This window comes from Kitasatospora sp. NPDC057518, from assembly GCF_042802075.1.
In the GTDB taxonomy this organism is placed as follows: Bacteria; Actinomycetota; Actinomycetes; order Streptomycetales; family Streptomycetaceae; genus Kitasatospora.
This window is the reverse complement of record NZ_JBHVEU010000066.1, coordinates 1-26931: the sequence shown is the minus strand read 5'-3', so window position 1 is coordinate 26931 and position 26931 is coordinate 1. Positions and strand designations below refer to the sequence as shown.

General features: G+C 72.5%; 16 protein-coding genes. All 16 read left to right on the top strand.

Translation table 11 applies throughout. From position 1 onward, the window contains the following. Positions 1 to 181 precede the first annotated feature (181 nt). On the top strand, positions 182 to 2077 hold the full coding sequence (locus tag ACFU7Z_RS09745) for a right-handed parallel beta-helix repeat-containing protein (protein WP_380777155.1): 1896 nt from the start codon (positions 182 to 184) through the stop codon (positions 2075 to 2077). A 238-nt stretch (positions 2078 to 2315) separates the two neighbouring features. Further along, positions 2316 to 4571 carry a right-handed parallel beta-helix repeat-containing protein gene (locus tag ACFU7Z_RS09740; protein ID WP_380777154.1) on the top strand — a complete coding sequence of 752 codons (2256 nt, stop codon included), beginning with the start codon at positions 2316 to 2318 and terminating at the stop codon, positions 4569 to 4571. Between the two features lie 80 nt (positions 4572 to 4651). Then, positions 4652 to 5662, top strand: coding sequence for a methionine synthase (locus ACFU7Z_RS09735; protein WP_234348454.1), 1011 nt, complete (start codon positions 4652 to 4654; stop codon positions 5660 to 5662). A gap of 19 nt (positions 5663 to 5681) precedes the next feature. Next, positions 5682 to 7970, top strand: a complete 2289-nt coding sequence (ligA, locus tag ACFU7Z_RS09730; RefSeq protein ID WP_380777153.1) for an NAD-dependent DNA ligase LigA — start codon at positions 5682 to 5684, stop codon at positions 7968 to 7970. 322 nt (positions 7971 to 8292) lie between these two features. After that, positions 8293 to 10092, top strand: a complete 1800-nt coding sequence (locus ACFU7Z_RS09725; protein ID WP_079271897.1) for a bifunctional diguanylate cyclase/phosphodiesterase — start codon at positions 8293 to 8295, stop codon at positions 10090 to 10092. Between the two features lie 228 nt (positions 10093 to 10320). Next, the gene (gene gatC / locus ACFU7Z_RS09720; protein ID WP_049657766.1) at positions 10321 to 10617 is read left to right on the top strand and encodes an Asp-tRNA(Asn)/Glu-tRNA(Gln) amidotransferase subunit GatC; all 297 of its coding nucleotides are present in this window, start codon (positions 10321 to 10323) and stop codon (positions 10615 to 10617) included. A 5-nt stretch (positions 10618 to 10622) separates the two neighbouring features. Next, positions 10623 to 12116 (top strand): Asp-tRNA(Asn)/Glu-tRNA(Gln) amidotransferase subunit GatA, encoded by a 1494-nt coding sequence (gatA, locus tag ACFU7Z_RS09715; RefSeq protein WP_380777152.1) that lies wholly within the window; start codon positions 10623 to 10625, stop codon positions 12114 to 12116. Beyond that, on the top strand, positions 12113 to 12370 hold the full coding sequence (locus tag ACFU7Z_RS09710) for a hypothetical protein (RefSeq protein ID WP_049657770.1): 258 nt from the start codon (positions 12113 to 12115) through the stop codon (positions 12368 to 12370). The genes gatA and ACFU7Z_RS09710 overlap by 4 nt, the downstream gene beginning before the upstream one ends. Before the next feature lie 83 nt (positions 12371 to 12453). Next, entirely contained in the window at positions 12454 to 13959 is a 1506-nt protein-coding gene (gene gatB, locus ACFU7Z_RS09705; RefSeq protein WP_049657772.1) for an Asp-tRNA(Asn)/Glu-tRNA(Gln) amidotransferase subunit GatB, read from the top strand. 249 nt (positions 13960 to 14208) lie between these two features. Next, complete coding sequence (locus ACFU7Z_RS09700; protein WP_158077676.1) at positions 14209 to 14367, top strand: hypothetical protein; 159 nt, start codon at positions 14209 to 14211, stop codon at positions 14365 to 14367. A gap of 152 nt (positions 14368 to 14519) precedes the next feature. Continuing rightward, entirely contained in the window at positions 14520 to 17585 is a 3066-nt protein-coding gene (locus ACFU7Z_RS09695; RefSeq protein WP_380777151.1) for an AAA family ATPase, read from the top strand. 608 nt (positions 17586 to 18193) lie between these two features. Beyond that, positions 18194 to 21202 carry a putative bifunctional diguanylate cyclase/phosphodiesterase gene (locus ACFU7Z_RS09690; RefSeq protein ID WP_380777156.1) on the top strand — a complete coding sequence of 1003 codons (3009 nt, stop codon included), beginning with the start codon at positions 18194 to 18196 and terminating at the stop codon, positions 21200 to 21202. A gap of 330 nt (positions 21203 to 21532) precedes the next feature. Further along, positions 21533 to 23386, top strand: a complete 1854-nt coding sequence (locus ACFU7Z_RS09685) for an acetolactate synthase large subunit (RefSeq protein ID WP_049657944.1) — start codon at positions 21533 to 21535, stop codon at positions 23384 to 23386. Positions 23387 to 23418: 32 nt separating this feature from the next. Next, positions 23419 to 23943, top strand: coding sequence for an acetolactate synthase small subunit (ilvN, locus tag ACFU7Z_RS09680; protein WP_049657946.1), 525 nt, complete (start codon positions 23419 to 23421; stop codon positions 23941 to 23943). A gap of 110 nt (positions 23944 to 24053) precedes the next feature. Continuing rightward, on the top strand, positions 24054 to 25052 hold the full coding sequence (gene ilvC, locus ACFU7Z_RS09675; RefSeq protein WP_049657948.1) for a ketol-acid reductoisomerase: 999 nt from the start codon (positions 24054 to 24056) through the stop codon (positions 25050 to 25052). Positions 25053 to 25295: 243 nt separating this feature from the next. Beyond that, on the top strand, positions 25296 to 26882 hold the full coding sequence (gene serA / locus ACFU7Z_RS09670) for a phosphoglycerate dehydrogenase (protein ID WP_049657950.1): 1587 nt from the start codon (positions 25296 to 25298) through the stop codon (positions 26880 to 26882). The last annotated feature ends 49 nt before the right edge of the window (positions 26883 to 26931 follow it).

The following is a 26931-nucleotide window of genomic DNA, read 5'->3' as shown; positions in this document are numbered from 1 at the left end:
CCCCGGAACCGAGCCCCGCGCTCGGTTCCGGGGGCCGTTCGCGTACGGCGGCGGCCCGTGCGACGTACTGACACGACCGTTCGACTGTGGAATGATCCGCTCCGCCCTCAAGTCGATCAAGGACGGATCAAGCGAGGGCAAAAGCGTCACCAAAGCTCAACAGCGCCCAGGGGGGCTCCTTTTGTCCAGAATCCGTACGGCTCTCGTCGTCGGTGCGACGCTGCTCGGGACGGTCGGCCTGCCGGCCGTCTCCGCGGGCGGCGCGGCCGCGGCGGGCACCACCCTCCACGTCCACCGCACGACCGGCTGCACCAACAGCGGCACCGGCACCGAGTCGGCGCCGTACTGCACCATCGCTCCGGCGCTGGCCGCCGTCCAGCCGGGCCAGACGGTCGAGATCGGCGAGGGCACGTACCCCGAGGACCTGACCTTCACCCGGTCGGGCACCGCCGGGGCGCCGATCACCGTCCGCGGCGTCACCGGCCCAGGGGGCTCGGGCCCGATGATCGGCGACCAGAAGACTCCCGTCAACGGGTTCGTCGTCCGGGGCGCCGACCACCTGCGCTTCGAGAACCTCTACCTCACCGCGGCCCCGAAGAGCACCCTCCTGGTGGACGGGGCCCGCGACGTCTCCTTCGACCAGGTGACCATCGCCGAGGGCGCCACCCTGCACGTCACCAACGGCTCCGCCGACGTGCGCTTCGCACGCGGCAGGATCGGCTCCTACCAGGACCCGGCGGTCACCGTGGACGGCGGCTCCACCGGCACGGTCGTGACCACCAACCAGGTGTACAAGCCCGGGTCCGGACCCGGGACCGTGCCCGGCATCGTGGTGAAGGACGCCCCGAACACCGTGGTGGTGGCCAACACCGTCAACGCGCCCTGCTCCCGGAGCATCGTGCTGGACGGCGGCTCGGCCGGCGCGGTGGTCGAGAACAACGTGGTGAACAGCGCGAACGGCCCGCGGGCCTGCGGCGCCAGGTCCGCCGACGCCATCGGCATCACCGTCGGGCCGGACGCCACCGCCGGCAGCAAGGTCGACTACAACGTGGTCGACCCGCGCAGCGGCGGCCCGGCCTACAGCTGGGCCGGCAGCCCGTACACCTCGCAGGAGGCCTTCACCGCGGCCACCGGCCAGGGGGAGCACGACATCGTGGCGCCCAGCCTGGTGGACCGGGGCCCGGACGCGCCGGCCGACCCCAAGGTCGACTCGGCGGACGAGAACGCCCCGGGCATGCTCCCGACCGACTCCGAGGGCAGGGCGCCCGTCGACGACCCGACGGTGCCCAACACCGGTACGGGCAGCGGCACCCGCGACCGCGGCGCGACCGAACGGTCCTTCGTCGGCAGCGCGTTCACCCCGGCCGGCCCGACCCGGCTGCTGGACACCCGGGCGCCGATCGGCGTGCCGTCGGCGGCGGCCGTGCCCGCCTGGGGCACCGTCGACCTCCCGGTCGCGGGCCTCGCGGGCGTCCCGGCCGAGGGCGTCACCGCCGTGACGATGAACGTCACGGTCACCGAGCCGCAGGCCGACGGCCACCTCACCGTCCACCCGCACGGCGACCAGCGCCCGAACGCCTCCAACCTCAACTGGACGGCCGGCCGGACCGCCCCGAACCTGGTGACCGTCCCGGTGAAGGACGGCAGGGTGTCCTTCTACAACGCCTCCGGCGGCACCGTGCACCTGATCGCCGACCTCGCCGGCTACCACACCGCCGAGGGCAGGATCAGCTACCACCCCGATGGCCCCGAGCGGCTCCTGGACACCCGCGTCCAGCCGGGCGGCAGCGCACCCGTCCCCGCCTGGGGCACCCTCACCCTCGACCTCGTGAACTACCCCTACCTCGCCGGAATGACCCTGAACGTCACGGCCGTCGAGCCCGGCGCCGAAGGCCACCTCACCGTCTACCCCCAGGGCGACACGGTGCCCAACGCCTCCAACCTCAACTTCCTGCCCGGGGAGACCGTCGCCAACCAGGTGGTCGTCCCGGTCAGCAAGGGCAAGGTCTCCTTCCACAACGCCAGCGGCGCCCCGCTGCACCTCGTGGTCGACAGGTTCGGCTACCAGGCGTACTGACCCCGCTCCGTACGAACGGCCCCCGGAACCAGGCCCCGTGCCCGGTCCCGGGGGCCGTCGCCGTCCGGTCCAGAGGTTCGCGGAAACCTCCTTGGCGCCGGTTCCCGCGCCGTGGAATGATCCGGACGCTCTCCGGACGATCTATTCCCGACGCCGGGGGGTCGAAATGCGTCACAAGTGTTTCAAAGTGCCCTGGGGGGTTCCCATTTCCAGATTCCGTACAGCTCTCGCCGCCGGCGTGACGCTGCTCGGGGCGGTCGGCCTGCCGGCCGTCTCCGCGAGCGGCGCGGCCGCGGCCGGCGGCACGCTCTACGTCGACAACGCCACCTACGCGCACTGCACGGATGGTGGCACGGGTACCCAGTCGGCTCCGTTCTGCACCGTGGGCGCGGCTGCGGCCGCCGTCCAGCCGGGACAGACGGTCGAGATCGCCGCAGCCGAGTACCGTGACACCGCGTTGTCCCTGACCCGCTCCGGGACCACTGAGGCCCCGATCACCTTCCGTAGCAAGAGCGGCGGTGTCCGGCTCGTCGGAGGTCCGGGTAATCAGGACAACACCATCACTGTCAAGGGCGCCGACCACCTGCGGTTCGAAAACCTGGCAGTGGTGAGCACCATGCGCTCGGCCGTGGTGGTCGACGGCGGGCACGACGTCTCGTTCACGAACGTCGCGGTCTGGGGCAGCGGGGTCCGTATCACCAATTCCTCCGACAAGGTGACCTGGGCCCGGAGCGAGTACAAGTACGGGTGGGGCCCGGCCGTTCAGGTCGACGGTGGTTCCACCGGGACCATCCTGACCACCAACGTGTTCCGGAACGTCAGCGCCGGAGGTCTGACCGGCATCGTGGTCAAGGACGCCCCGAACACCGTCGTGGTGGCCAACACCGTCGAACCGGTGTGCTCTGCGGGGATCGTTCTGGACGGCACGTCGTCGGGCGCGGTGGTCGAGAACAACGTGGTGACCGAATCGCGGGACCGGTGCGCAGATCCGGCCGCCGCCACCGGGCTCACCATCGGGGCGAGCGCCACCGTGGGCACCAAAGCCGACTACAACCTGGTCGACCCGAGCGGCAGCGGCGGTGCGGCCTACAACTGGAGCGGGGCGACCTACCAGAGCCAGCAGGCGTTCACCACGGCCACAGGTCAGGGGACGCACGACTTCGTCGAGTCGACGAACTGGGCGAGGGGCCCGTTCGCGCCGGTCGACCACCGGATCGACTCGGCGGACGAGAACGCCCCGGGCATGCTGCCGACCGACATCAGTGGGGCCTCCGCGGTGGACGACCCGCTCACCGCCAACATCGGTACCGGCAGTGGCATCCGTGACCGTGGCGCGGCCGAGCGGACGGACGTCGGCAGCACCTTCACCCCGGCTGGTCCGACGCGTCTGCTGGACACCCGTGCGGCGATCGGCGTCCCCGTGGCCCAGGCGGTTCCGGCCGGGGGCACCGTCGACCTCCAGTTGGAGGGCGTGGCCGGCATCCCGGCGAGCGGTGTCGCTGCTGTGACGATGAACGTGACGGTCACCGATCCACAGCAGGACGGCCACCTGACCGTGTACCCGAGCGGCACGTCGGCGCCGGACTCGTCGAGCCTCAACTGGTCGGCCGGGCGGACGATCGCGAACCAGGTGACGGTGCCGGTACGGAACGGCAAGGTGTCGTTCTACAACGTTTCCGGCGGCACGGCGCACCTGATCGCGGACCTGGCGGGCTACTACAGCGACAACCCGAAGGGGTCGCTGTTCCACGCCCAGGGCCCGACGCGGCTGCTGGACACGCGTGCGCCGATCGGCGTTCCGGTGGCGCAGGCAGTGCCGGCCTGGGGCACGATCGACCTGCCGGCCACCGGTGTGGCGGGGGTTCCGGTGTCGGGTGTGACGGCGGTGACGATGAACGTGACGGTGGCCGATCCGCAGGCCGACGGACACCTCACGGTGTACCCGCACGGTGATGCTGCGCCCAGCTCGTCGAACCTGAACTGGACTGCCGGGCGGACGATTCCGAATCTGGTGACGGTGCCGGTGAAGGACGGGAAGGTGTCCTTCTACAACGCCTCCGGCGGTGCGGTGCAACTGGTCGCCGACCTGGCCGGCTACTACGCCACCGAGGGCAAGGTCACCTACCGCCCGGCCGGGCCGGTCCGGATCCTCGACACCCGGCAGATCACTCAGTGGCCCGAGTGGCCGTGGGAGACCCGACCCAAGGGCACCGTCCCGGCCTGGGGCACCCAGGACATCCCGATCAACGTCTCGCCGAGCGTCGCTGCGGTGACCCTGAACGTGACGGTCACCGAGCCGGGCGCTGAGGGCCACCTGACCGTCTACCCGCACGGTGACGTGGCGCCGAACGCCTCGAACCTGAACTTCCTGCCCGGCGAGAGCATCGCCAACCAGGTGGTCGTCCCGGTGAAGGACGGCAAGGTGTCGCTCTACAACGCGAGCGGTGCTCCGCTGCACCTCGTGGTCGACGAGTTCGGTGCCGAGAGCTACTGAACCCCCGCCCCACCCCGACGGCCCCGGTGCCGAGCCCCGTGCTCGGCGCCGGGGCCGTCCGGCTGAGTAGGCTCGGGCGGGTGAGCACCCCACATCCCTTCCCCGACCTGCGTGGCGCCGCCACCGGTGTCGGTTCGCTGCCCGGTACCGACGCCCGGGAGGCCGCCAAGACCTCCACCGGGGCACTGGAGCACCTGCCGTTCCTGCCCGAGCTGCCCGCGCGCGGGCCGGGCGCGGACATGATCGGCCGCGGCGCCGGCCTGCTGGTCGAGCTGTTCGCGCAGACCGAGCCGAGCGGCTGGCGGTTCACCGACCGTCCGGGCCGGGACACCCGGCGCGCCCATTCCTGGCTCGGCGAGGACCTGGACGCGCTGGAGGAGTTCACCCAGGGCTACCAGGGGGCGGTCAAGGTCCAGGCCGTCGGCCCGTGGACGCTGGCGGCGAGCATCGAGCTCAAGCACGGGGAGAAGGCGCTCTCCGACCCCGGTGCCTGCCGGGACATCGCCGGCTCGCTGACCGAGGGCCTGCGCCGCCACCTCGCGGACGTCCGCAGGCGGGTGCCCGGCGCGGAGGTGGTCCTCCAGCTCGACGAGCCCTCGCTGCCGGCCGTGCTGTCGGGGTCGGTGAAGACCGCGAGCGGTTTCCAGCGGCTGCGCTCGGTCGACCGGCAGGTCGCCGAGGAGGTGCTGCGCGAGGTGGTCGGGGGCCTGGACGCGCCGGTCGTCGTGCACTCCTGCGCGCCGGACGTCCCGGTCCCGCTGCTGCGCCGGGCCGGGGTCGCCGGGATCTCGCTGGACTTCTCCCTCCTCACCGAGCGCCAGGACGACGATCTCGGCGAGGCGGTGGAGGGCGGCACGATGATCCTCGCTGGTGTCGTCCCCGCCACTGACCAGGCAGTGTCCGACCCTGCCGGTAGTGTCCAGGGTGTCAGGACCTTGTGGCGCAGGCTCGGGTTCGCCCCGGAGCTGCTGGGCCGTCGCGTGCTGGTGACGCCGACCTGCGGGTTGGCCGGGGCCTCCCCGGCGTACGCGCGCAGGGCGCTGTCGTCCGCGGCGCGGGCGGCACAGAGCCTGGTGGACAACCCGGAATGAGAACGTAGGAGGGCTTGCGGTGACGGCTGTCGAGGGCTGGGAGGACGTCCCGGCGGAGGTGCGCAGGCGGCACGCCGAGCTGGCGGCGGAGATCACCGACCACCGGGCCCGGTACTACGAGCAGGACGCGCCGGTCGTCAGCGACGCCGAGTTCGACGTGCTGATGCGGGAGCTGGAGGGGATCGAGGCCGAGCACCCGGCCCTGGTCACCCCGGACTCGCCGACGCAGCGGGTCGGCGGCGCCCCCACCGTGCTGTTCGCCGAGGTCGAGCACCGTGAGCGGCTGCTCAGCCTGGACAACGCGATGGACGACGAGGAGCTGGCGGCCTGGGCGGAGCGGGTCGCCACCGAGCTGCACGGCATCGACTACCACTACCTGTGCGAGCTGAAGGTGGACGGCCTGGCCGTCAACCTCACCTACGAGAACGGGCAGTTGACGCAGGCGGCGACGCGCGGCGACGGCCGGGTCGGCGAGGACATCACCGCGAACGTCCGCACCATCAAGGAGATCCCGCACCGGCTCAAGGGCGAGAACGTCCCGGAGCTGGTGGAGATCCGCGGCGAGGTCTACTTCCCGACGGAGGAGTTCGACGCGCTCAACGCCTCCTTCGCGGAGGAGAACGAGCGGCGCCGGCAGGAGAACGAGGAGCGCGCCAGGGAGGGCAAGCGGCCCCGGGCGATGATCCGGCTGTTCATGAACCCCCGCAACGCCGCCGCCGGTTCGCTGCGCCAGAAGGACCCGCACGTCACCGCCTCCCGCCCGCTGCACATGGTGGTGCACGGCATCGGCGCCCGGGTCGGCTTCGACATCGACAACCAGTCGCACGCCTACCGGCTGCTGCACGACTGGGGCCTGCCGACGGCCCGGCACAACAGGGTGGTGGGGACGCTCGCCGAGGTGCGGGCGTTCATCAAGCACTTCGGCGAGCAGCGGCACTCGGTCGAGCACGAGATCGACGGCGTGGTGGTGAAGGTGGACGAGATCGCCCTGCAGGGCCGGCTCGGCGCCACCTCCAAGTCGCCGCGCTGGGCGATCGCCTGGAAGTACCCGCCGGAGGAGGTCACCGGCCGGCTGGCGGAGATCAAGGTCGGCATCGGCCGCACCGGCCGGGCCACCCCGTACGCGGTGCTGGCCGAGCCGGTGAAGGTGGCCGGCTCGATGGTGCAGTACGCGACGCTGCACAACCAGGAGATCGTCAAGGCCAAGGACGTGCTGCTCGGGGACACCGTGGTGCTGCGCAAGGCGGGCGACGTCATCCCGGAGATCCTCGGCCCGGTGTACGACCTGCGGGACGGCACCGAGCAGGCCTTCGTGATGCCCTCGCACTGCCCGGAGTGCGGCAGTGAGCTGCGGCCGATGGCCGAGGGGGACATCGATCTGCGCTGCCCGAACGCGGAGCGCTGCCCGGCCCAGATCCGGGAGCGGATCGCCTTCCTCGGGGGGCGGCAGTGCCTGGACGTGGAGGGGCTGGGCTACGTCGCGGCCACCGCGCTGACCCAGCCGCTGGAGCCGGCCGAGGCGCCGGTGCGCAACGAGGCCGACATCTTCCGGCTGACGCGGGAGAAGCTGCTGCCGATCAAGGTGCTGGTCCGGGACCCGAAGACGGGCATGCCGAAGCTGGACGACAAGACGGGCAAGGAGAAGGAGGTCTTCTTCTTCGCCACCACCAAGGGCGAGCCGAAGAAGTCGCTGCAGGCCCTGATCGACAACCTGGAGGCGGCGAAGCAGCGGCCGCTGTGGCGGTTCGTCAACGGTCTGTCGATCCGGCACGTCGGCCCGGTCGCCGCGCAGGCGCTGGCCCGGGAGTTCCGCGACCTGACGAAGATCTTCGAGGCGAGCGAGGAGCAGCTGGCGGCCGTCGAGGGGGTCGGTCCGACGATCGCCCGCTCGATCCAGGAGTGGTACGCGGAGGAGTGGCACAAGGAGGTCCTCCGGAACTGGGAGGCGGACGGCGTCCGCTTCACCGAGGAGTTCGCGGACGAGGAGGAGTCGGAGCGCCCGCTGGAGGGGCTGACCGTGGTGGTGACGGGCACGCTGGCCGGCCACACCCGGGACGGCGCCAAGGAGGCGCTGACCTCGCGCGGAGCGAAGGTGACCGGTTCGGTTTCGAAAAAGACCGATTTTGTGGTCGCTGGTGACAACCCAGGGTCCAAGTACGACAAGGCTGTTCAGCTCGGCCTGCCGGTCCTGGACGACGCGGGGTTCACCGTCCTGCTCGCCGACGGGCCGTCCGCCGCCCGCGCCCACCTGGGGCTTCCGGAGCCCGAGGAGGCCGGAGAGGCGGCGGGGGAGACTGTCGAGGACTGATCCGGAGCCGCCCCGATCGGCTGATGACCGGATCGGTGTTGTTATCGTCCTGATGCAACGTCACCGGGTGCCGCACCGTGAAAGCGGGCATTGTGTCACTGTGCGGCACCCGGGCGCGGTGGCGCGTTTCCGGTTGTCCGAAAGTCTGCCCACCGGGTGGACCCCGGCATACCCTGGAGCGCAACAGAGTGTCAGCAGGGGTGGGGGCGCCGGCTGGACCGGAGTTCCACGGGGTCGCTCCATGCCCGGCAGCTGTCGGTACCGGCACGGTGCCTCACCGTAAGGCGGCCTGACGGGGCGGGCCCGACGGAGGACAGGGCTTATGGATCGTACGACCGGCGGTGCGCCCACACGCCCGCCGCAGGGGGTGGCGGGTGCGGTCCTGCTGCTCGGCGTGCTGCTGGCCGGAGCCGCGCCGCTCATCCCGCTGGCCGTCCTGGTCTACCGGTACGAACCCGAGTTGCTGCCGCTGTTCGCCGTGCCCCTGGCGGTGCTGGTGGCGGCCTGGCGGATCGCCCGGGACCGCGCCCGCGACCAACTGACCGACCCGCTGACGGATCTGCCGAACCGTCAGGCCCTGCTGCTGGCCGCCCAGGAGGCGATTGCGGAGTGTGAGCAGGGGTACAGCGTCGGTCTCATCCTGCTCGACCTCGATCGCTTCCGATCGCTCAACGACACACTCGGTCATACGGCCGGCGACCGGCTGCTGGTTCACATCGCCCGCCGGCTGCACCGGGCCCTGCGCTCCGGCGGCCCGGCCGGCAGCGCCACCCGGGAGTCCATCGACGACGTCTTCGCCGGCCTGCCCCGGCACTACCGCCGCGGCCGCCCGATGGTGGCCCGGATGGGCGGCGACGAGTTCGCCGTCCTGCTGCCCGGCATCAACTGCCCGGACAGCCTGGAGCGGGTCGCCAAGGCGCTGATCGCCGAACTGGCCGCCCCGATCCGGCTGGACGGGCTGCTGCTCGTCCTGGAGGCCAGCGGCGGCGTCTGCGTCTACCCGCAGCACGCCCAGGACGCCGAGTCGCTGCTGCGCCGGGCCGACGTCGCGATGGGCCACGCCCAGCGCGGCTGCTGCGGCGTCGCCCAGTACGACGAGACCCAGGACGCCGACACGCCGTACCGGATCGGGCTGTTGGGGGACCTGCGCCGGGCGCTGGAGACCGGCGAGGTGCAGCTGCACTACCAGCCGAAGGTGGCCTTCGACGGCCGGGTGGTCGGCCTGGAGGCGCTGCTGCGCTGGGAGCGGCCAGGCCAGGGGAAGGTCTCGCCGGACGAGTTCGTCGGGCTCGCCGAGTCCAGCGGCCTGATGCCGCGGCTCACCGACTACGTGCTGGAGGCGGCCGTCGGCCAGCTCGCCTACTGGCGCGAGCAGGGCCTCCAGGTGCAGGTCGCGGTCAACGTCTCGCCGCGCGACGTGCTCAACCCCGGCTTCGCCCAGCGGGTGGCCGGCCACCTCGTCCGCCACCAGGTGCCGGCCCACGCGCTCCAGCTGGAGATCACCGAGCGGCTGCTGCTGGACGACTCCCGGCGGGCCGCCGACACCCTGGCCGAACTGCGCGGCTACGGCGTCGGGATGTCCCTGGACGACTTCGGCACCGGGCACTCCTCGCTGGTGCGGCTGCGCAGCCTGCCGGTCGGCGAGCTGAAGATCGACCGCTCCTTCGTCTCCCGGATGGTCGCCGACGACCACGACGCGGCGGTGGTCCGCTGCTCGGTGGAGCTCGCCCACTCGCTGGGCCTGACCGTGGTCGCCGAGGGCGTCGAGGACGACGAGACCTGGGAGCGGCTGCACTGCATGGGCGTGGACGCCGTCCAGGGCTGGCTGGTGTCGGCCGCGCTGCCGGCCGAGCAGGCCACCGCCTGGCTGCGGGTGCACCGCACCGGCGCCCCGCCGGTGGAGCGGCTCGGCCTGCCGCCCCAGCTGCACGCCGGCTTCCAGCCGGCCCAGGGCGCCAAGCCGATCGGCCCGGCGGCCAGGCCGCCGGCACTGCCGCCGACGACGCTCCCGCCGGTCCGGCCGCCGGTCATCCCGCCCACGCTGCCGCCGGTGGCCCAGGTGGTGCAGGCCGCGCACCGGGAGATCAAGCCGCAGGGCTGGGCCCGCACCCGGCCGCAGTAGCCCGCCGGACGCCGCCGCCGGGCCGCGACGGGAGCCGGCGACGGGCGTGACAGGTGTCGGCGACGGCCGCCGCGGATCACTCGTTGGCCGGGGTAGGGGACGGGCCCCATAGGATGGGGTCCAAAGACCACGAGGACGGAGCGCCGAACCCGGCTGCTCCTGCCCGGGCCCGGCTCCGCCCGCAAGGCACCGCCGGGTCTCACCAGAACTCACCCTGAGGATCGCTGCATGCCTGGCATCACGCGCGAGGAGGTCGCCCACCTCGCCCGGCTGTCGCGTCTTGAGCTGAAGCCCGAAGAGCTGGACCACTTCGCCGAGCAGCTCGACGTGATCATCGGCGCGGTCGCCCGCGTTTCCGAGGTCGCCGGACAGGACGTCCCGCCGACCTCCCACCCGCTGCCGCTGACCAACGTCATGCGCGCGGACGAGGTGCGGCCGTCGCTCACCCCGGAGCAGGCGCTGTCCGGCGCCCCCGCCTCCGAGGAGCAGCGTTTCCGTGTGCCGCAGATCCTCGGGGAGGACTGACCGATATGACCGAGCTGATCCGCTACACCGCCGCCGAGACCGCGAGCGCCATCGCCAAGGGCGAGGTGTCCGCCGTCGAGGTCGCGCAGGCCCACCTGGACCGCATCGGAGCCGTCGACAAGAAGGTCAACGCCTTCCTGCACGTCGACACCGAGGGCGCGCTGGCCGCGGCCAAGGCCGTGGACGACAAGCGCGCCAAGGGCGAGGAGCTGGGCCCGCTGGCCGGCGTCCCGCTCGCGCTCAAGGACGTCTTCACCACCAAGGGCATCCCGACCACCTGTGGTTCGAAGATGCTCGAGGGCTGGATCCCGCCGTACGACGCCACGCTGACCAGCCGTCTCAAGGACGCTGACGTGGTCATCCTCGGCAAGACCAACATGGACGAGTTCGCGATGGGCTCCTCCACCGAGAACTCCGCGTACGGCGCGACCGGCAACCCGTGGGACCTCTCCCGCATCCCCGGCGGCTCCGGCGGCGGTTCGGCCGCCGCGCTGGCCGCCTTCGAGGCCCCGCTGGCGATCGGCACCGACACCGGCGGCTCGATCCGCCAGCCCGGCGCCGTCACCGGCACCGTCGGCGTCAAGCCGACCTACGGCTCGGTGTCCCGCTACGGCCTGGTCGCCTTCTCCAGCAGCCTGGACCAGGGCGGCCCGTGCGCCCGCACCGTGCTGGACGCGGCCCTGCTGCACGAGGCCATCGCCGGCCACGACCCGCTGGACTCCACCTCGATCGACGCGCCCGTCCCGGCCGTCGTCGAGGCCGCGAAGATGCGCGACATCCGCGGCATGCGGATCGGCGTCGTCAAGGAGTTCGCCGGCGAGGGCTACCAGGCCGGCGTGATGCAGCGCTTCAACGAGTCGGTGGAGCTGCTGCGCGAGCTGGGCGCCGAGGTCGTCGAGGTCTCCTGCCCGTCGTTCACCCTGGCGCTGCCGGCGTACTACCTGATCGCGCCCAGCGAGTGCTCCTCCAACCTGGCCCGCTTCGACGCGATGCGCTACGGCCTGCGGGTCGGCGACGACGGCAGCCGCTCGGCCGAGGAGGTCACCGCCCTGACCCGCGAGGCCGGCTTCGGCCCCGAGGTCAAGCGCCGCATCATCCTGGGCACCTACGCGCTGTCCTCGGGCTACTACGACGCCTACTACGGCTCGGCCCAGAAGGTCCGCACGCTCATCTCGCGCGACTTCGACGCGGCCTTCGCGGGCGTGGACGTCCTGGTCTCGCCGACCACGCCGACCACCGCCTTCCCGATCGGCGAGCGCGCCGACGACCCGATGGCGATGTACCTGGCCGACCTGTGCACGATTCCGTCGAACCTGGCGGGCAACGCGGCCATGTCGCTGCCGGTCGGCCTGGCCCCGGAGGACAATCTCCCGGTCGGCCTCCAGATCATCGCACCCGCGATGGCGGACGACCGCCTGTACCGCGTGGGCGGCGCCGTCGAGGCCGCACTCAACGACAAGTGGGGGCACACCCTGCTGGAGGAGGCACCGGCACTGTGAGCAAGATCGAGAAGGCCAAGGGCTCCGGCTCGCTGAAGGGCTTCAAGCACTCCAAGCCCGGCCTGTGGCTGTCCATCGGCACCAGCGCGTTCGGCGCGATCTCCGTCGTCAAGGACGTCCGCAAGGCCCGCGAGGAGAGCGACACCCTCAAGCTGGTCAACGCCCTGGTCGGCGCGGCCGCGCTGGTCACCGGCACCGCCCTGCTGGTGCGCGAGCTGCGTCAGCTGGGCTCCGACGACGTGCTGCTGGGCTGAGCTGAGTCAAGCGCCCAGGCCCGGCCCCGCGCGACGCGGCGGCCGGGCCCGTACCTCCCAAGCTTCAAGTGAGAAGGGACGCTGTGAGCGTCATGAACCTGGTCTCCTACGAGGACGCTCTCGCGTCGTACGACCCGGTGATGGGCCTTGAGGTCCACGTCGAGCTGGGTACCAAGACCAAGATGTTCTGCGGTTGCTCGACCGAGCTGGGCGCCGAGCCGAACAGCCAGACCTGCCCGACCTGCCTGGGCCTGCCGGGTTCGCTGCCGGTGGTCAACGCGGTCGGCGTGGAGTCGGCGGTCAAGATCGGCCTGGCGCTGAACTGCGAGATCGCCGAGTGGTGCCGGTTCGCGCGGAAGAACTACTTCTACCCGGACATGCCCAAGAACTTCCAGACCTCGCAGTACGACGAGCCGATCGCCTTCAACGGCTACCTCGACGTGCAGCTGGAGGACGGCTCGACCTTCCGGGTGGAGATCGAGCGCGCCCACATGGAGGAGGACACCGGCAAGTCCAGCCACGTCGGCGGGGCCACCGGCCGCATCCACGGCGCCACCCACTCGCTGCTCGACTACAACCGGGCCGGCATCCCGCTGATCGAGATCGTCACCAAGCCGATCGAGGGCGCCGGCGAGCGCGCCCCCGAGGTCGCCAAGGCGTACGTCGCCGAGCTGCGCGAGGTGATCCGCTCGCTCGACGTCTCCGAGGCCCGGATGGACAAGGGCCAGATGCGCTGCGACGTCAACCTGTCGCTGCGCCCGAACGGCACCGAGACCTTCGGCACCCGCTCGGAGACCAAGAACGTCAACTCGCTGCGCAGCGTGGAGCGGGCCGCCCGGTTCGAGATCCGGCGCCACGCCACCGTGCTGACCGACGGCGGCACCATCGTCCAGGAGACCCGCCACTTCCACGAGGAGGACGGCTCCACCACCTCGGGCCGGATCAAGGACAACGCCGAGGACTACCGCTACTTCCCCGAGCCGGACCTGGTGCCGGTGGCCCCCGCCCGTGCGTGGGTCGAGGAGCTGCGCGCCGCCCTGCCCGAGCTGCCGCGGGTGCGCCGCGCCCGGCTCCAGGCCGAGTGGGACCTGTCCGACAAGGACATGCAGTCGGTGCTCAACGCCGGTGCGGTGGGCCCGATCCAGGAGACCATCGCGGCCGGTGCCCCGGCCGACCAGGCCCGCAAGTGGTGGATGGGCGAGCTGGCGCGCCGCGCCAACGAGACCGGCACCGAGCTGAGCGAGCAGCCGATCACCCCGGCGCAGGTCGCCCGGGTCGCCGCGCTGGTCGCCGAGGGCAAGCTGAACGACAAGCTGGCCCGCCAGGTCATCGAGGCCGTGCTGGCCGGCGAGGGCGAGCCGGACGCGATCGTCGAGAAGCGCGGCCTGGCCGTGGTCTCGGACGACTCCGCGCTGGGTGCCGCCGTCGACCAGGCCATCGCCGAGAACGAGGGGATCGCCGCCAAGATCCGCGACGGCAAGGTCCAGGCCGTGGGCGCGCTGGTCGGCGCGGTCATGAAGGCCACCCGCGGCCAGGCCGACGCCGCCCGCGTGAAGGACCTGATCCTGGAGCGGCTGGGCGCAGCCTAGGTCGTCAGCCCTTCCTTCCTAAGGCGCCTAAGGCATCTAAGGCCCTCTAAGTAAGGCCTAAGGCCCCGCCTCACCTATGTATCTGGGTGAGGCGGGGCCTTAAACCTTTTCTGGCGCCCGATCTGCGCCCGATCTAAGGCATCCGGGCCCCGGAAGATGCGGCAGGCTCCCGATGCGGCACCCCCCACTGGCGGAGGAAGCTCTTACCTGTCAGCAGGACGCAGTGGAAAACCCGAGGGGGAACCGGAAATGATCGAGTACCAGACCTTCCAGCAACAGGCCCACGAGCTCGTGGCCCGCGCCGAGCACGAGCGCCTGGTGCGCGAGGCCAAGGAGGCCCGCCGCCTGCGGCAGCGCCCGGTGGCCGCCCGCTTCCAGCGGCGCCCCGTGCGTCGGCCCGAATGCTGACGGTGCGGCACCACGACGGTGCCGAAGGAACTCCGGAGGGGGAGACGCTGCGAGTGAGCGTCTCCCCCTCCGGGCGTTCGGGCCCTTCGACCCGTTCGCCAGGGGAGATAACCCCTCGGCCGGGCCCCACCGGCTATGGCATGCTCGCCTCCATGCAGCACACATCGGTCAGCCCCGTCTTCGTCGGCCGCGGAAGCGAGATCACCGAGCTGACCGACGCGCTGCGCCGCGCGGGCACCGGCAGCCCGCAGTCCGTCCTGATCGGCGGCGAGGCGGGGGTCGGCAAGACCCGGCTGCTGGAGGAGTTCCTGGAGCGGGCCGCCGCCCAGGGGGCGGTCACCTCGCTCGGCAGCTGTCTGGAGGTCGGCGCCGAGGGCCTGCCGTACGCGCCGCTGGCCGCCGCGCTGCGCCGGCTGCACCGCTCGCTGGGCGCCGAACTGGAGGCCGCCGCGGCCGGCAGCGAGAGCCATCTCGCCCTGCTGCTCTCCGAGTTCGGCGAGGTGGACGGCGAACCCAACGACGAGTACAGCCGGGCCCGGCTGTTCGAGCACACCGCGAGGTTGTTCGAACGGCTCGGCGCGGAGCGTACTCTCGTCCTCGCCGTCGAGGACCTGCACTGGTCCGACCGCTCCACCCGCGAGCTGCTCGCCTTCCTGGTGCGCACCCTGCACCGCTCCCGGGTGCTGCTGGTCGCCACCTACCGCACCGACGACCTGCACCGCCGGCACCCGCTGCGCCCCTTCCTGGCCGAGCTCGAACGGCTGCGCACCGTCCAGCGGCTGGAGCTGGCGCGGTTCGACCGCCGCGAGGTGGCCGCCCAGCTGGCCGGCATCCTCGGCACCACCGTCCCCGACCGCCAGCTGGTGGACCGCATCCACCGCCGTTCGGAGGGGAACCCGTTCTTCGTCGAGGAGCTGGCCACCGCCTTCGAGGACGGCTTCGGCGCCGGGCTGACCGACTCGCTGCGGGACATCCTGCTGGTACGGGTCGAGGGCCTGGACGAGGAGGCCCAGCGGGTGGTGCGGATCGCCGCCGAGGGCGGCTCGCACGTCGAACACGCCCTGCTGGCCGCCGTCCTGGACGACGACGAGGAGGCGCTGATCGAGGCGCTGCGGGCGGCCGTCGGCGCCAACATCCTGCGCCCGGACAGCGAGGGCGAGGGCTACCGGTTCCGCCACGCGCTGGTCCGCGAGGCGGTCTCGGACGACCTGCTGCCCGGTGAACGGCACCGGATCAACCGCAGGTTCGCGCTCGCGGTGGAGGCCCAGCCGCAGCTGGTCCCCGGTGACGCGCTGGCCGCCCGGCTGGCCAACTACTGGTACCACGCGCACGATCCGGCCCGCGCCCTGCCGACGGCCCTGGACGCCGCCCGCGCGGCCCGCCGCCGCAACGCCTTCGCCGAGCAGCTCGGCATGCTGGAACGCGCCCTGGAGCTGTGGGACCTGGTCTCCGAGGAGGTGCTGGCGCACACCCTGCGCCCGTACGACTGGGCCGAGACCTACCCGCCCGGCTCCTGCGACCACAGCACCGCGGACGGGGACTGCGACCGGATCCAGCTGGTCGACGTGCTGGCCGAGGCGGTGGTCGCGGCCCGGCGCTGCGGCGACCGCGAGCGCGGCCTGAGCCTGGCCAAGCGCGGGCTGCGGCTGGTCGACGAGGCCGAGCACCCGGTGCGCGCGGCCTGGTTCCGGATCAACCGGGCCCGGATGCTGGGCAGCCTGCGCCGCTCCGGCGACGAGGAGGAGATCGCGAACGCGCTGCGGCTGGTGGAGCACCTGCCGCCGACCGCGGTCCAGGCCGAGGTGCTCGCGCTCGGCGCCGGGACGGCGATGCTCAAGAAGCCCACCCCGGCGGCGATCGAGCTGGCCGAGCGGGCGATCCGGATCGCCGAGGAGGTGGGCGCGCACTCGGTCGAGGTGCACGCCCGGATGACCCTCGGCGGCCTGCGCTACGACGTCCAGGGCGACGCCGAGGGCGGGCTGGCCGAGCTCGCCGGGGCGGTCGAACGGGCCCGCCGGCTGGGCGTGCCCGACCTGCTGCTGCGCGGCATCAACAACCTGGCCAGCATGCAGCGCGGACTCGGGCACCCCGAGGACGCGGTCCGACTGGCCCGGGAGGGCCTGGAGTACGCGAACGGCAACGGCCTGCTGCGCAACATCGGCGCCATCCTGACCGGCAACCTGGTCGAGGCGCTCGCCGACCTCGGGCGGGCCCGGGAGGCCACCGAGGTGCTGGTCGGCTACGAGGCGGCCAGCCCGACCGGCACCCACGCCGAGTTCCTGGACCGGATGCGCGGCGAACTCGCCCTGCTCAAGGGGGACCTGGCCACCGCGGGGACGATGCTGGCGCAGGCCCGGTCGGCCAACCGGGTCGGCCAGGTCCAGCACAGCGTGCCGATCAGCCGGCTGGCGGTGCGGCTCGCGGCGCTCGGCGGCCGGCCGCTGGAGGCCCGGGCCGAACTGCTCGCCGCGCTGGAGGAGGACGGCCGGCTCGGCCACGAGTCCGACGTCTACCCGTTGCTGACCGAGGCCGCCGCGGTGGAGGCGGACAGCCGGGGCCTGCCGCAGGCCGAGGCGGGCCGGGCCGGGGCGCTGGCCGCGATCGCCGCGGCCGCCGCCGCACTGCGGCCCCGGGCGCCGCTGCACCACGGCTGGGCCCGGCTGCTGGAGGCCGAACTGGCCCGCGCCGAGGGCGCGGATACCCCGCAGGGGTGGGCCGCCGCCGTCGAGGCGCTGCGGCCGACCGGCCTGCCGTTCCCGCTGGCGCTCGCCCTGCTGCGGGCCGGCGAGGCCGAGGTACAGGCCGGCCGGCGCGAGGCCGCCGCCGAACTGCTGCGCGAGGCGGCCGAACTGGCGGCCGCCCGGGGCGACCGGCTGCTCGGCGGGCAGATCGCCGCGCTGGCCGAGCGGGCCGGGCTGAGCCTCGCCCCGGCCGGGCGGACGGCCGGACGGGCGGGCGGGGGGACGGCCGCGGTGCCGGCCCAGGCCGCGGGGGACTCCTTCAACCTCACCCCCCGGGAGCGGGACGTGCTCCGGCTGCTCGCGCGCGGCTGGACCAACCGGCAGATCGCCGAGGAGCTGTACATCTCTCCGAAGACCGCGAGCGTGCACGTCTCCAACATCCTCGGCAAGCTCGGGGTCGGCGGCCGGGGCGAGGCGGCCGCACTGGCGCACCGGCTGCGGCTGTTCCCGGAGGACCTGGCCCCCTCGGGCCGCTGAACAGGGCCCCGCTGAACAGGACTCCGCTGAACAGGACTCCACTGGACAGGGCCCCGCTGAGCAGGGCCCCACTGAACTGGGCGCCACGACGGACCCGGACCGGCCCCGGCCGGGCCGGGTCCGCTGTCCGTCCGCCCCGGCAACACGGATCGTCCACCCTGGCACCGGTGTTCGGGCGCCGCCGCGTGCTCCCGTGCGCGCCGCGTGAGCCCCTGCCCGCGCGCCGCCGCCAACCGGGCCGATCCGTAGGAATCAGGGGCATTTCCCCACCCTTTCGCCATTACTCTAAGTTGAGTGTGCGTGTCATTGAGTGACGGGATTGGTGTAGGGTCCATTTTGGGAGCATCGGTACGGTGCGGCGGCCGGCAGGCCGCCCACCCCCTGGGCCACCGTCCTGACGGGGCGCCAGGCCACCGCGTACGTCCGACAGGTGCGCGGCCGGTGGCCCGTGGCCGGGGCGCGAGGCCCCGGGCCGGAGGGGGAGAGGCCGAGTGAGCTCCACCGAAACGGTGCTGCCCGGAACCGGACGGCCGGACGCACCGCACACCGACACGTCCGCCGCCGACGTGCCCGCACCCGCCCGCCGCGGCCCGCTGTACCGGCCCGGGGTGAGCCGTACGCTGCCCGGGTTCGCCCTGGGCGCGCTCTGCGTGGCCTACGCGACCGGCGCCGCCGCCGGCTGGGGATCGCACCAACTGTCCGTCTTCATGGGCGACTTCGGGTTGGCCGCGGCGGCCCTGGCGGCCGCGCTGTCCTGCCTGGTGTACGGCTGTACGGTCGGCGGCCACGCCCGCCCGGCCTGGCTGCTGTTCGGCCTCTCCTCGCTCATGGTCGCCTTCGGCAACGGCACCTGGGGCTGGTACGAGCTGGTCGTGCGCACCCCGCTGCCCCGGGACTCGCTCGCCGAGTACGCCTTCCTGCTGTTCGCCCCGCTCGCCATCACCGGTGTCCTGGTGCTCGCCCAGCACCCGCGCACGGCGGCCGGCTGGCTCTGCCTGCTGCTCGACGGCTGGCTGATCGCCGGCTCGCTGTTCACCCTCAGCTGGAGCCTGGCGCTCGGCCGGATCGCGGCCGGCGAGGACGGCTCACCGCTGCGCCTGGCCCTCAACCTGGCCTACCCGGTGCTGGACATCCTGCTGGTCAGCCTGGTGGTCGGGCTGCGCTTCGGCGGCCGGGACGGCAACCGGGCGGCGGTGCACACCGCGATGCTGGCGCTCGCCGTCACCGTCACCTGCGACGCCCTGTTCACCTCCCCGGAGCTGCGCAGCAGCTACCACTCGGGCGAACTGCTGGACGCCGGCTGGTTCGCCGGCAGCCTGCTGCTGGGCTGGGCGCCGTGGTCGCCGCGCTGGCGCCGTCCGCTGCGCGACCACCCCTCGGCCGGCGGCCTGCCGCACCGCCGGGTGGCGACCACCTTCAGCGCGCTGACCCCGTACGCGGCCGCCGCGGTCTGCACCGCGGGCATTCTCTACAACGCCCTCGGCGGACGGGAGTTGGACCGTGTGGTGGCCGCGGCGGCCTGCACCGTCGGGCTGGCGCTGATCCTCCGGCAGGGCGTCATGCTGCTCGACAACCTGTCGCTGGCGCAGGAACTCGCCCACAAGGAGGCGCACTTCCGCTCCCTGGTGCAGGGCTCCAGCGACGTCATCATGATCGCCGGCGCCAACGGCGTGCTCTCCTACGTCTCCCCGGCCGCGCTCGGCGTCTACGGGCGGGACCCGGAGGAGCTGGTCGGCGGCAACCTGCTGGACCTGGTCCACCCCGAGGACGTCGGCCGGGTGCTCTCCGAGGTCCGCCGCTACCTCGCCAGGGTCCGGCTCACCACCCACCGCAGCCCCGGCACCGCCGAGCCCTCCGCCCGGGTCGAGTGCCGGATCAGCTCCGGCGCCGGCGAGTGGCTGTACGTCGAGTCGACCGTCAGCAGACACCGCGACGGCCTGCTGCTCAACAGCCGGGACGTCACCGAACGCGTCATGCTCCAGGCCCAGTTGCAGCACAACGCCTTCCACGACCCGCTCACCGACCTGCCCAACCGGGCGCTGTTCACCCAGCGGCTGCGGGCCGCCCTCGGCGCCCGTGGCCAGCAGGGCGGGACGGGCGCCGGGATCGCGGTGCTCTTCATCGACCTGGACGGCTTCAAGGCGGTCAACGACACCGCCGGGCACCAGGTCGGCGACGAACTGCTGGTGCAGGCGGCCCGCCGGCTGCAGAGCGCCGTCCGCTGCGGGGACACCGTCGCCCGGTTCGGCGGCGACGAGTTCGCCGCGCTGGTCTGCGGCCCGCTCGGCCGCCTCCAGGTCCAGGAGCTGGCCGAGCGGCTGCGCCTCGCCCTCTCCGAGCCGTACTGGATCGGCGGCGCCGAACTCGGCGTCGCCGCCAGCATCGGCATCGCCTTCGGCACCCCCGAACGCGGCCCGGCGGCCGACCCCAGAACCGCGGCCGACGAGCTGATGCGCAACGCCGACCTGGCGATGTACCGGGCCAAGTCCGAGGGCAAGGGCCGGGTGGTGCTCTACACCCCCGCGATGCGGGCTGACCTGGAGCGCCGCACCGAGCTGGAGGAGCGGCTGCGGCTGGCCGTCCGGGAGGGCGGCTTCACCCTGCTCCACCAGCCCGTGGTGGACCTCGGCAGCGGCGCGGTGACCGGCGTCGAGGCGCAGGCCCGCTGGCGCTCGGTGGGCGGCCTGCTGCTCACCCCGGCCGAGTTCCTGCGCTCGGCCGAGCACGGCGACGCGGCCACCCGGTTCTCCCGCTGGCTGGTCCTGGAGGCGGTCAGCGCGGCCGTCGAGCGGCGCGGCCTGCCCGGCGGCAGGGGCCGCGGCACGCCGGAGCCCGTCCCGGTGGCCGTCCGGCTCTCGGTGGAGCGGCTCTGCTCGCCCGGCCTGTACGAGACGGTGGCCTCGGCGCTGCGCGACAGCGGGCTGCCCGCCGACGAACTGGTCATCGAGGTGGCCCGGATGGGCCCGGACTCGCTCGCCGACGAACTCGGCCGCCGGCTCTCCGCCCTGCGCGGGCTCGGTGTCTCCACCTGGCTGGCCGGGTACGGCGCGGGCGGCGGCTCGCTCGGCGCGCTCGCCAGGCTGCCGCTGGACGGGCTCAAGCTGGACCGCACGCTCGTCCAGGACCTCGGCGAGTCCCCGCTCAGCCGCACCCTCGCCGGGCACGCGCTGCGGCTCGGCCGCGACCTCGGGATGACCACCGCCGCCGAGGGGGTGGACCTGCCCCGCCAGGTCGCCGCGCTGCGGGAGCTGGGCTGCGGGCAGGCCCAGGGCTCGGCCTTCGCCCCGCCGCTGGACGAGCCCCGGCTGCGCCGGGCGCTGGCCCGCCGCGGCTACCCGCTGCCCACCCCGACCGGCCCGCTGCCCACGTCGCCGGGCCCGGTCTCCACCCCGGCGGGCCCGGCCGGACCGCTGTCGGCCCGCCGCCCGTACCCGCCCGCGGACACCCGCCCGCCCGCCCCCGAGGACACCCGGACGAGTGGCCGCGGCAGCGGCCGGACGGACGCCGCGCCGGGGCGTGGCGCACATCACCATGGCGGCTCTGACCTGCCCGAACACCGTGCCGTTACTGGCCCGCCGGGTGGTCCGCATGGCGAGACGGTCGTCCCACCTGCTTGACACGCCGCCCCGCACGGGAGGAAGGTCGTTGCCATGCGCACCCGAATTCTCGTACTTGGCGGGCGCGTCGGCTGAGTGGGCTCGTACGCCCTGCTCGTGACAGACCGACGCGCCACCCCTCGCATGCCCTTGGGCACGAGGGGTTTTTTGTTGCACTGACGCTGTTCCACCTCCGCAAGACCCCTGGCCTCGACCGCCCTGGCCCGTCCGATCCGTCGGACCGAGCGGGACGATCGAGGCAGAGCCGGCGCTCGACCCGGACCGGGACCCCACCCTCGCAGCACGGGGCCCGCAGCACCGGGTCGGCAAAACCCGAGAAGAGACAGGCAGATGACCGAGCACGCCGCATCCCCCCGCCGCGGGGACAACCCGGCCGCCAACGCTCCCGCTCCCCAGCACGTCGTCGAGACCATGACCGGCGCCCAGTCGCTCATCCGCTCCCTCGAGGCCGTGGGCGCGGACACCGTCTTCGGCATCCCGGGCGGCGCCATCCTTCCCGCGTACGACCCCCTGATGGACTCCGTCAAGGTGCGCCACATCCTGGTCCGGCACGAGCAGGGCGCCGGCCACGCCGCCACCGGCTACGCCCAGGCCACCGGCCGGGTCGGGGTCTGCATGGCGACCTCCGGTCCGGGTGCGACCAACCTGGTCACCCCGATCGCCGACGCCTACATGGACTCGGTGCCCGTCGTCGCGATCACCGGCCAGGTCTCCTCCAAGGCGATCGGCACCGACGCCTTCCAGGAGGCGGACATCTGCGGCATCACGATGCCGATCACCAAGCACAACTACCTGGTCACCGACCCGGCCGAGATCCCCCGGGTGATCGCCGAGGCCTTCCACATCGCCGCCACCGGCCGCCCCGGCCCGGTCCTGGTCGACATCGCCAAGGACGCGCTCCAGGCGACCACCACCTTCCGCTGGCCGGTCGAGACCGCGCTGCCCGGCTACCGCCCGGTGACCAAGCCGCACGCCAAGCAGATCCGCGAGGCCGCGAAGATGCTGGTCGGCGCCAAGCGGCCGGTGCTGTACGTCGGCGGCGGCGTGCTCAAGGCGCGGGCCACCGCCGAGCTGCGGATCCTCGCCGAGCTGACCGGCGCCCCGGTGGTCACCACCCTGATGGCGCTCGGCGCGTTCCCGGACAGCCACCCGCAGCACCTGGGCATGCCCGGCATGCACGGCTCCGTCCCCGCCGTCACCGCGCTCCAGAAGTCCGACTTGCTGTTCACCCTCGGCGCCCGCTTCGACGACCGCGTCACCGGCAAGCTGGACGGCTTCGCCCCCAACGCCAAGGTCGTCCACGCCGACATCGACCCGGCCGAGATCGGCAAGAACCGCCCGGCGGACGTGCCGATCGTCGGCGACGCCCGCGAGGTGCTCGCCGACCTGATCGTCGCCGTCCAGGCCGAGTTCGACGCCGGCCACAAGGGCGACTACACCGAGTGGTGGGAGCGGCTCGACGAGTGGAAGAAGACCTACCCGCTCGGCTACGAGCCGGCCCCGGAGGGGCGGCTCTCGCCGCAGCAGGTCATCGAGCGGATCGGGACGCTGGTCGGCCCCGAGGCGATCTACGCCGCGGGCGTGGGCCAGCACCAGATGTGGAGCTCGCAGTTCATCCGGTTCGAGAAGCCGGGCACCTGGCTCAACTCGGGCGGCGCCGGGACGATGGGCTACGCCGTCCCCGCGGCGATGGGCGCCAAGGCCGGCCGCCCGGAGAGCGCGGTCTGGGCGATCGACGGCGACGGCTGCTTCCAGATGACCAACCAGGAACTGGTCACCTGCGCCCTGAACGACATCCCGATCAAGGTCGCGGTCATCAACAACGGCTCGCTGGGCATGGTCCGGCAGTGGCAGACGCTGTTCTACAACCAGCGCTACTCCAACACCGTGCTGCACTCCGGCCCCGGCCACGACGGCATCGAGCCGCCGGCCCAGGGCACCCGGATCCCCGACTTCGTCAAGCTGTCCGAGGCGATGGGCTGCGTGGGCCTGCGCTGCGAGCGCCCCGAGGACCTCGACGCGGTCATCCGGCAGGCGATGGAGATCAACGACCGCCCGGTCGTCATCGACTTCATCGTCCACCAGGACGCCATGGTCTGGCCGATGGTCGCGGCCGGCACCAGCAACGACGAGATCCAGTTCGCCAAGGGCGTGCGCCCCGACTTCGGCGACGACCTCGACTGATGTCCCCCTCTCCAGAACGACTGAGGAATCCCATGTCCAAGCACACCCTCTCCGTCCTGGTCGAGAACAAGCCCGGCGTGCTCGCCCGCATCGCCGCCCTGTTCTCCCGTCGGGGTTTCAACATCGACTCCCTCGCCGTCGGCTCGACCGAGCATCCGGACGTGTCCCGGATGACGATCGTGGTCAACGTCGAGGACCTCCCGCTGGAACAGGTCACCAAGCAGCTCAACAAGCTCGTGAACGTGATAAAGATCGTCGAACTCGACCAGTCCGCTGCGATCCAGCGGGAACTGGTCCTGGTGAAGGTCCGCGCCGACAACGAGACCCGGTCGCAGATCGTCGAGATCGTCCAGCTGTTCCGTGCCAAGACCGTCGACGTGTCGCCGGAAGCGGTGACCATCGAGGCCACTGGCAGCTCGGACAAGCTGGAGGCCATGCTCCGGATGCTGGAGCCTTACGGCATCAAGGAGTTGGTCCAGTCCGGCCTGGTCGCCATCGGCCGCGGCGCGCGCTCCATCACGGACCGCTCGCTGCGCGCCCTGGACCGCAGCGCGTGAACAGCGCGCCTCCGCGTCTCAATCCCTGAAGCAAAGACCCACACCACACCGCGTGCGCATACGGTGAACACCGCGTACCCGGACCCCATCACGCAAGGAGATGTGCCCCCGTGGCCGAGCTGTTCTACGAAGACGACGCCGACCTGTCCATCATCCAGGGCCGCAAGGTCGCGGTCATCGGCTACGGCAGCCAGGGCCACGCCCACGCGCTGTCGCTGCGCGACTCCGGCGCCGACGTCCGGGTCGGCCTGAAGCCGGAGTCCAAGTCCCGTGCCAAGGCGGAGGAGGCCGGCCTGCGCGTCGTCACCCCGGCCGAGGCCGCGGCCGAGGCCGACGTCATCATGATCCTGGTCCCGGACCCGATCCAGGCCGACGTCTACGAGGCCGACATCGCCCCGCACCTGAAGGCCGGCGACGCCCTGTTCTTCGGCCACGGCCTGAACATCCGCTTCGGCTTCATCAAGCCCCCGGCGGACGTCGACGTCTGCATGGTCGCCCCGAAGGGCCCGGGCCACCTGGTCCGCCGCCAGTACGAGGAGGGCCGCGGCGTCCCCGCGATCGTCGCGGTCGAGCAGGACGCCTCGGGCAAGGCCTTCGAGCTGGCGCTGTCCTACGCCAAGGGCCTGGGCGCCACCAAGGCCGGCGTCATCAAGACCACCTTCACCGAGGAGACCGAGACCGACCTGTTCGGTGAGCAGGCCGTCCTCTGCGGTGGCACCGCCGCCCTGGTGAAGGCCGGGTTCGAGACCCTGGTCGAGGCCGGCTACCAGCCGGAGATCGCCTACTTCGAGTGCCTGCACGAGCTGAAGCTCATCGTCGACCTGATGTACGAGGGCGGCCTGGAGAAGATGCGCTGGTCGGTCTCCGAGACCGCCGAGTGGGGCGACTACGTCACCGGCCCGCGGATCATCACCGCGGACACCAAGGCCGCGATGAAGCAGGTCCTCGCCGAGATCCAGGACGGCACCTTCGCCAACACCTGGATCGCCGAGTACAAGGCGGGCCTGCCCAAGTACAACGAGTACAAGAAGGCCGACGAGGACCACCTGCTGGAGACCACCGGCAAGAAGCTGCGCTCGCTGATGAGCTGGGTCAACGAGAACGCCTGACCCCTTCCGGGCCGTTTCCCCGGCCCCGAATTTGTAACGTCCTTGTACAAGTAGGCTGCTCTCGTCCGGGTGATTTCGCCGGACGGGAGCAGCCCGCTACCCAGCCCGTCGATACACTCCGAGTGCGCGTCAGGCCCACAGCGTCGTGCGTCTACCTACGCGGCATGCCACCTTCCCCCGCCCTCCACGCCACCTACGTGCCCGGGGGAACCGGACAGTTAAGGACCCACTGTCGTGAGCACTGTGACCTCCAAAAGCGCTGTCGTACTGATCGCCGAAGAGCTCTCGCCCGCCACCGTCGACGCCCTCGGCCCCGACTTCGAGATCCGCCACTGCAACGGCGCCGACCGCACCGAGCTGCTCACCGCGATCGCCGACGTCGACGCGATCCTGATCCGCTCCGCCACCAAGGTCGACGCCGAGGCGCTGGCCGCCGCCCGCAAGCTCAAGGTGGTCGCCCGGGCCGGCGTCGGCCTGGACAACGTGGACGTCGCCGCCGCCACCAAGGCCGGCGTGATGGTCGTCAACGCGCCGACCTCCAACATCGTCACCGCCGCCGAGCTCGCCTGCGGCCTGCTGATCTCCGTCGCCCGCAACATCGCGCCGGCCAACGCCGCGCTCAAGCAGGGCGAGTGGAAGCGCAACAAGTACACCGGCGTCGAGCTGAGCGAGAAGACCCTCGGCGTCGTCGGCCTCGGCCGGATCGGTGTCCTGGTCGCCCAGCGGATGTCCGCGTTCGGCATGAAGATCGTCGCGTACGACCCCTACATCCAGGCCGCCCGCGCCGCGCAGATGGGCGTCAAGCTGGTCACGCTGGAGGAGCTGCTGGAGGTGTCGGACTTCATCACCGTCCACCTCCCCAAGACCCCGGAGACCATCGGCCTGATCGGCGACGAGGCGCTGCACAAGGTCAAGCCGACCGTCCGCATCGTGAACGCCGCCCGCGGCGGCATCGTGGACGAGGAGGCGCTGGCGAGCGCGCTGCGCGAGGGCCGGGTGGCCGGCGCCGGCCTGGACGTGTACGCCAAGGAGCCGTGCACCGACTCCCCGCTGTTCGCCTTCGACAACGTGGTCGCCACCCCGCACCTGGGCGCCTCCACCGACGAGGCGCAGGAGAAGGCCGGCATCGCGGTCGCCCGCTCGGTGCGCCTCGCGCTGGCCGGCGAGCTGGTGCCGGACGCGGTGAACGTCCAGGGCGGCGTGATCGCCGAGGACGTCCGCCCGGGCCTGCCGCTGGCCGAGAAGCTCGGCCGGATCTTCACCGCGCTGGCCGGCGAGGTGGCCGTCCGCCTCGACGTCGAGGTCCGCGGCGAGATCACCCAGCACGACGTGAAGGTGCTCGAACTGTCCGCGCTGAAGGGCGTGTTCGAGGACGTGGTGGCGGAGACGGTGTCCTACGTCAACGCCCCGCTGTTCGCCCAGGAGCGCGGCGTCGAGGTCCGTCTGACCACCTCCAGCGAGAGCCTCGAGCACCGCAACGTGATCACCGTCCGCGGCACGCTCGGGAACGGCGAGGAGATCGCCATCTCCGGCACGCTGGCCGGCCCCAAGCAGACCCAGAAGATCGTCGGCGTGGACGCCTTCGACGTGGACGTGGCGCTCACCGACCACATGGCCTTCTTCAAGTACGAGGACCGCCCCGGCGTGGTCGGCGTGCTCGGCCGCCACCTCGGCGACGCGGGCATCAACATCGCCGGCATGCAGGTCGCCCGCGACGGCGGCAGCGCGCTGGCCTCCATCACCGTGGACACCGAGATCCCGCAGGAGGTGCTCTCGGCGATCGCCGCCGAGATCGGCGCCCGCTTCGCGCGCTCGGTCGACCTGGGCTGATCCTCCGGCCCCAGGGCCGTCCCGGCGGGGCCCGGACCACCGTCGAACG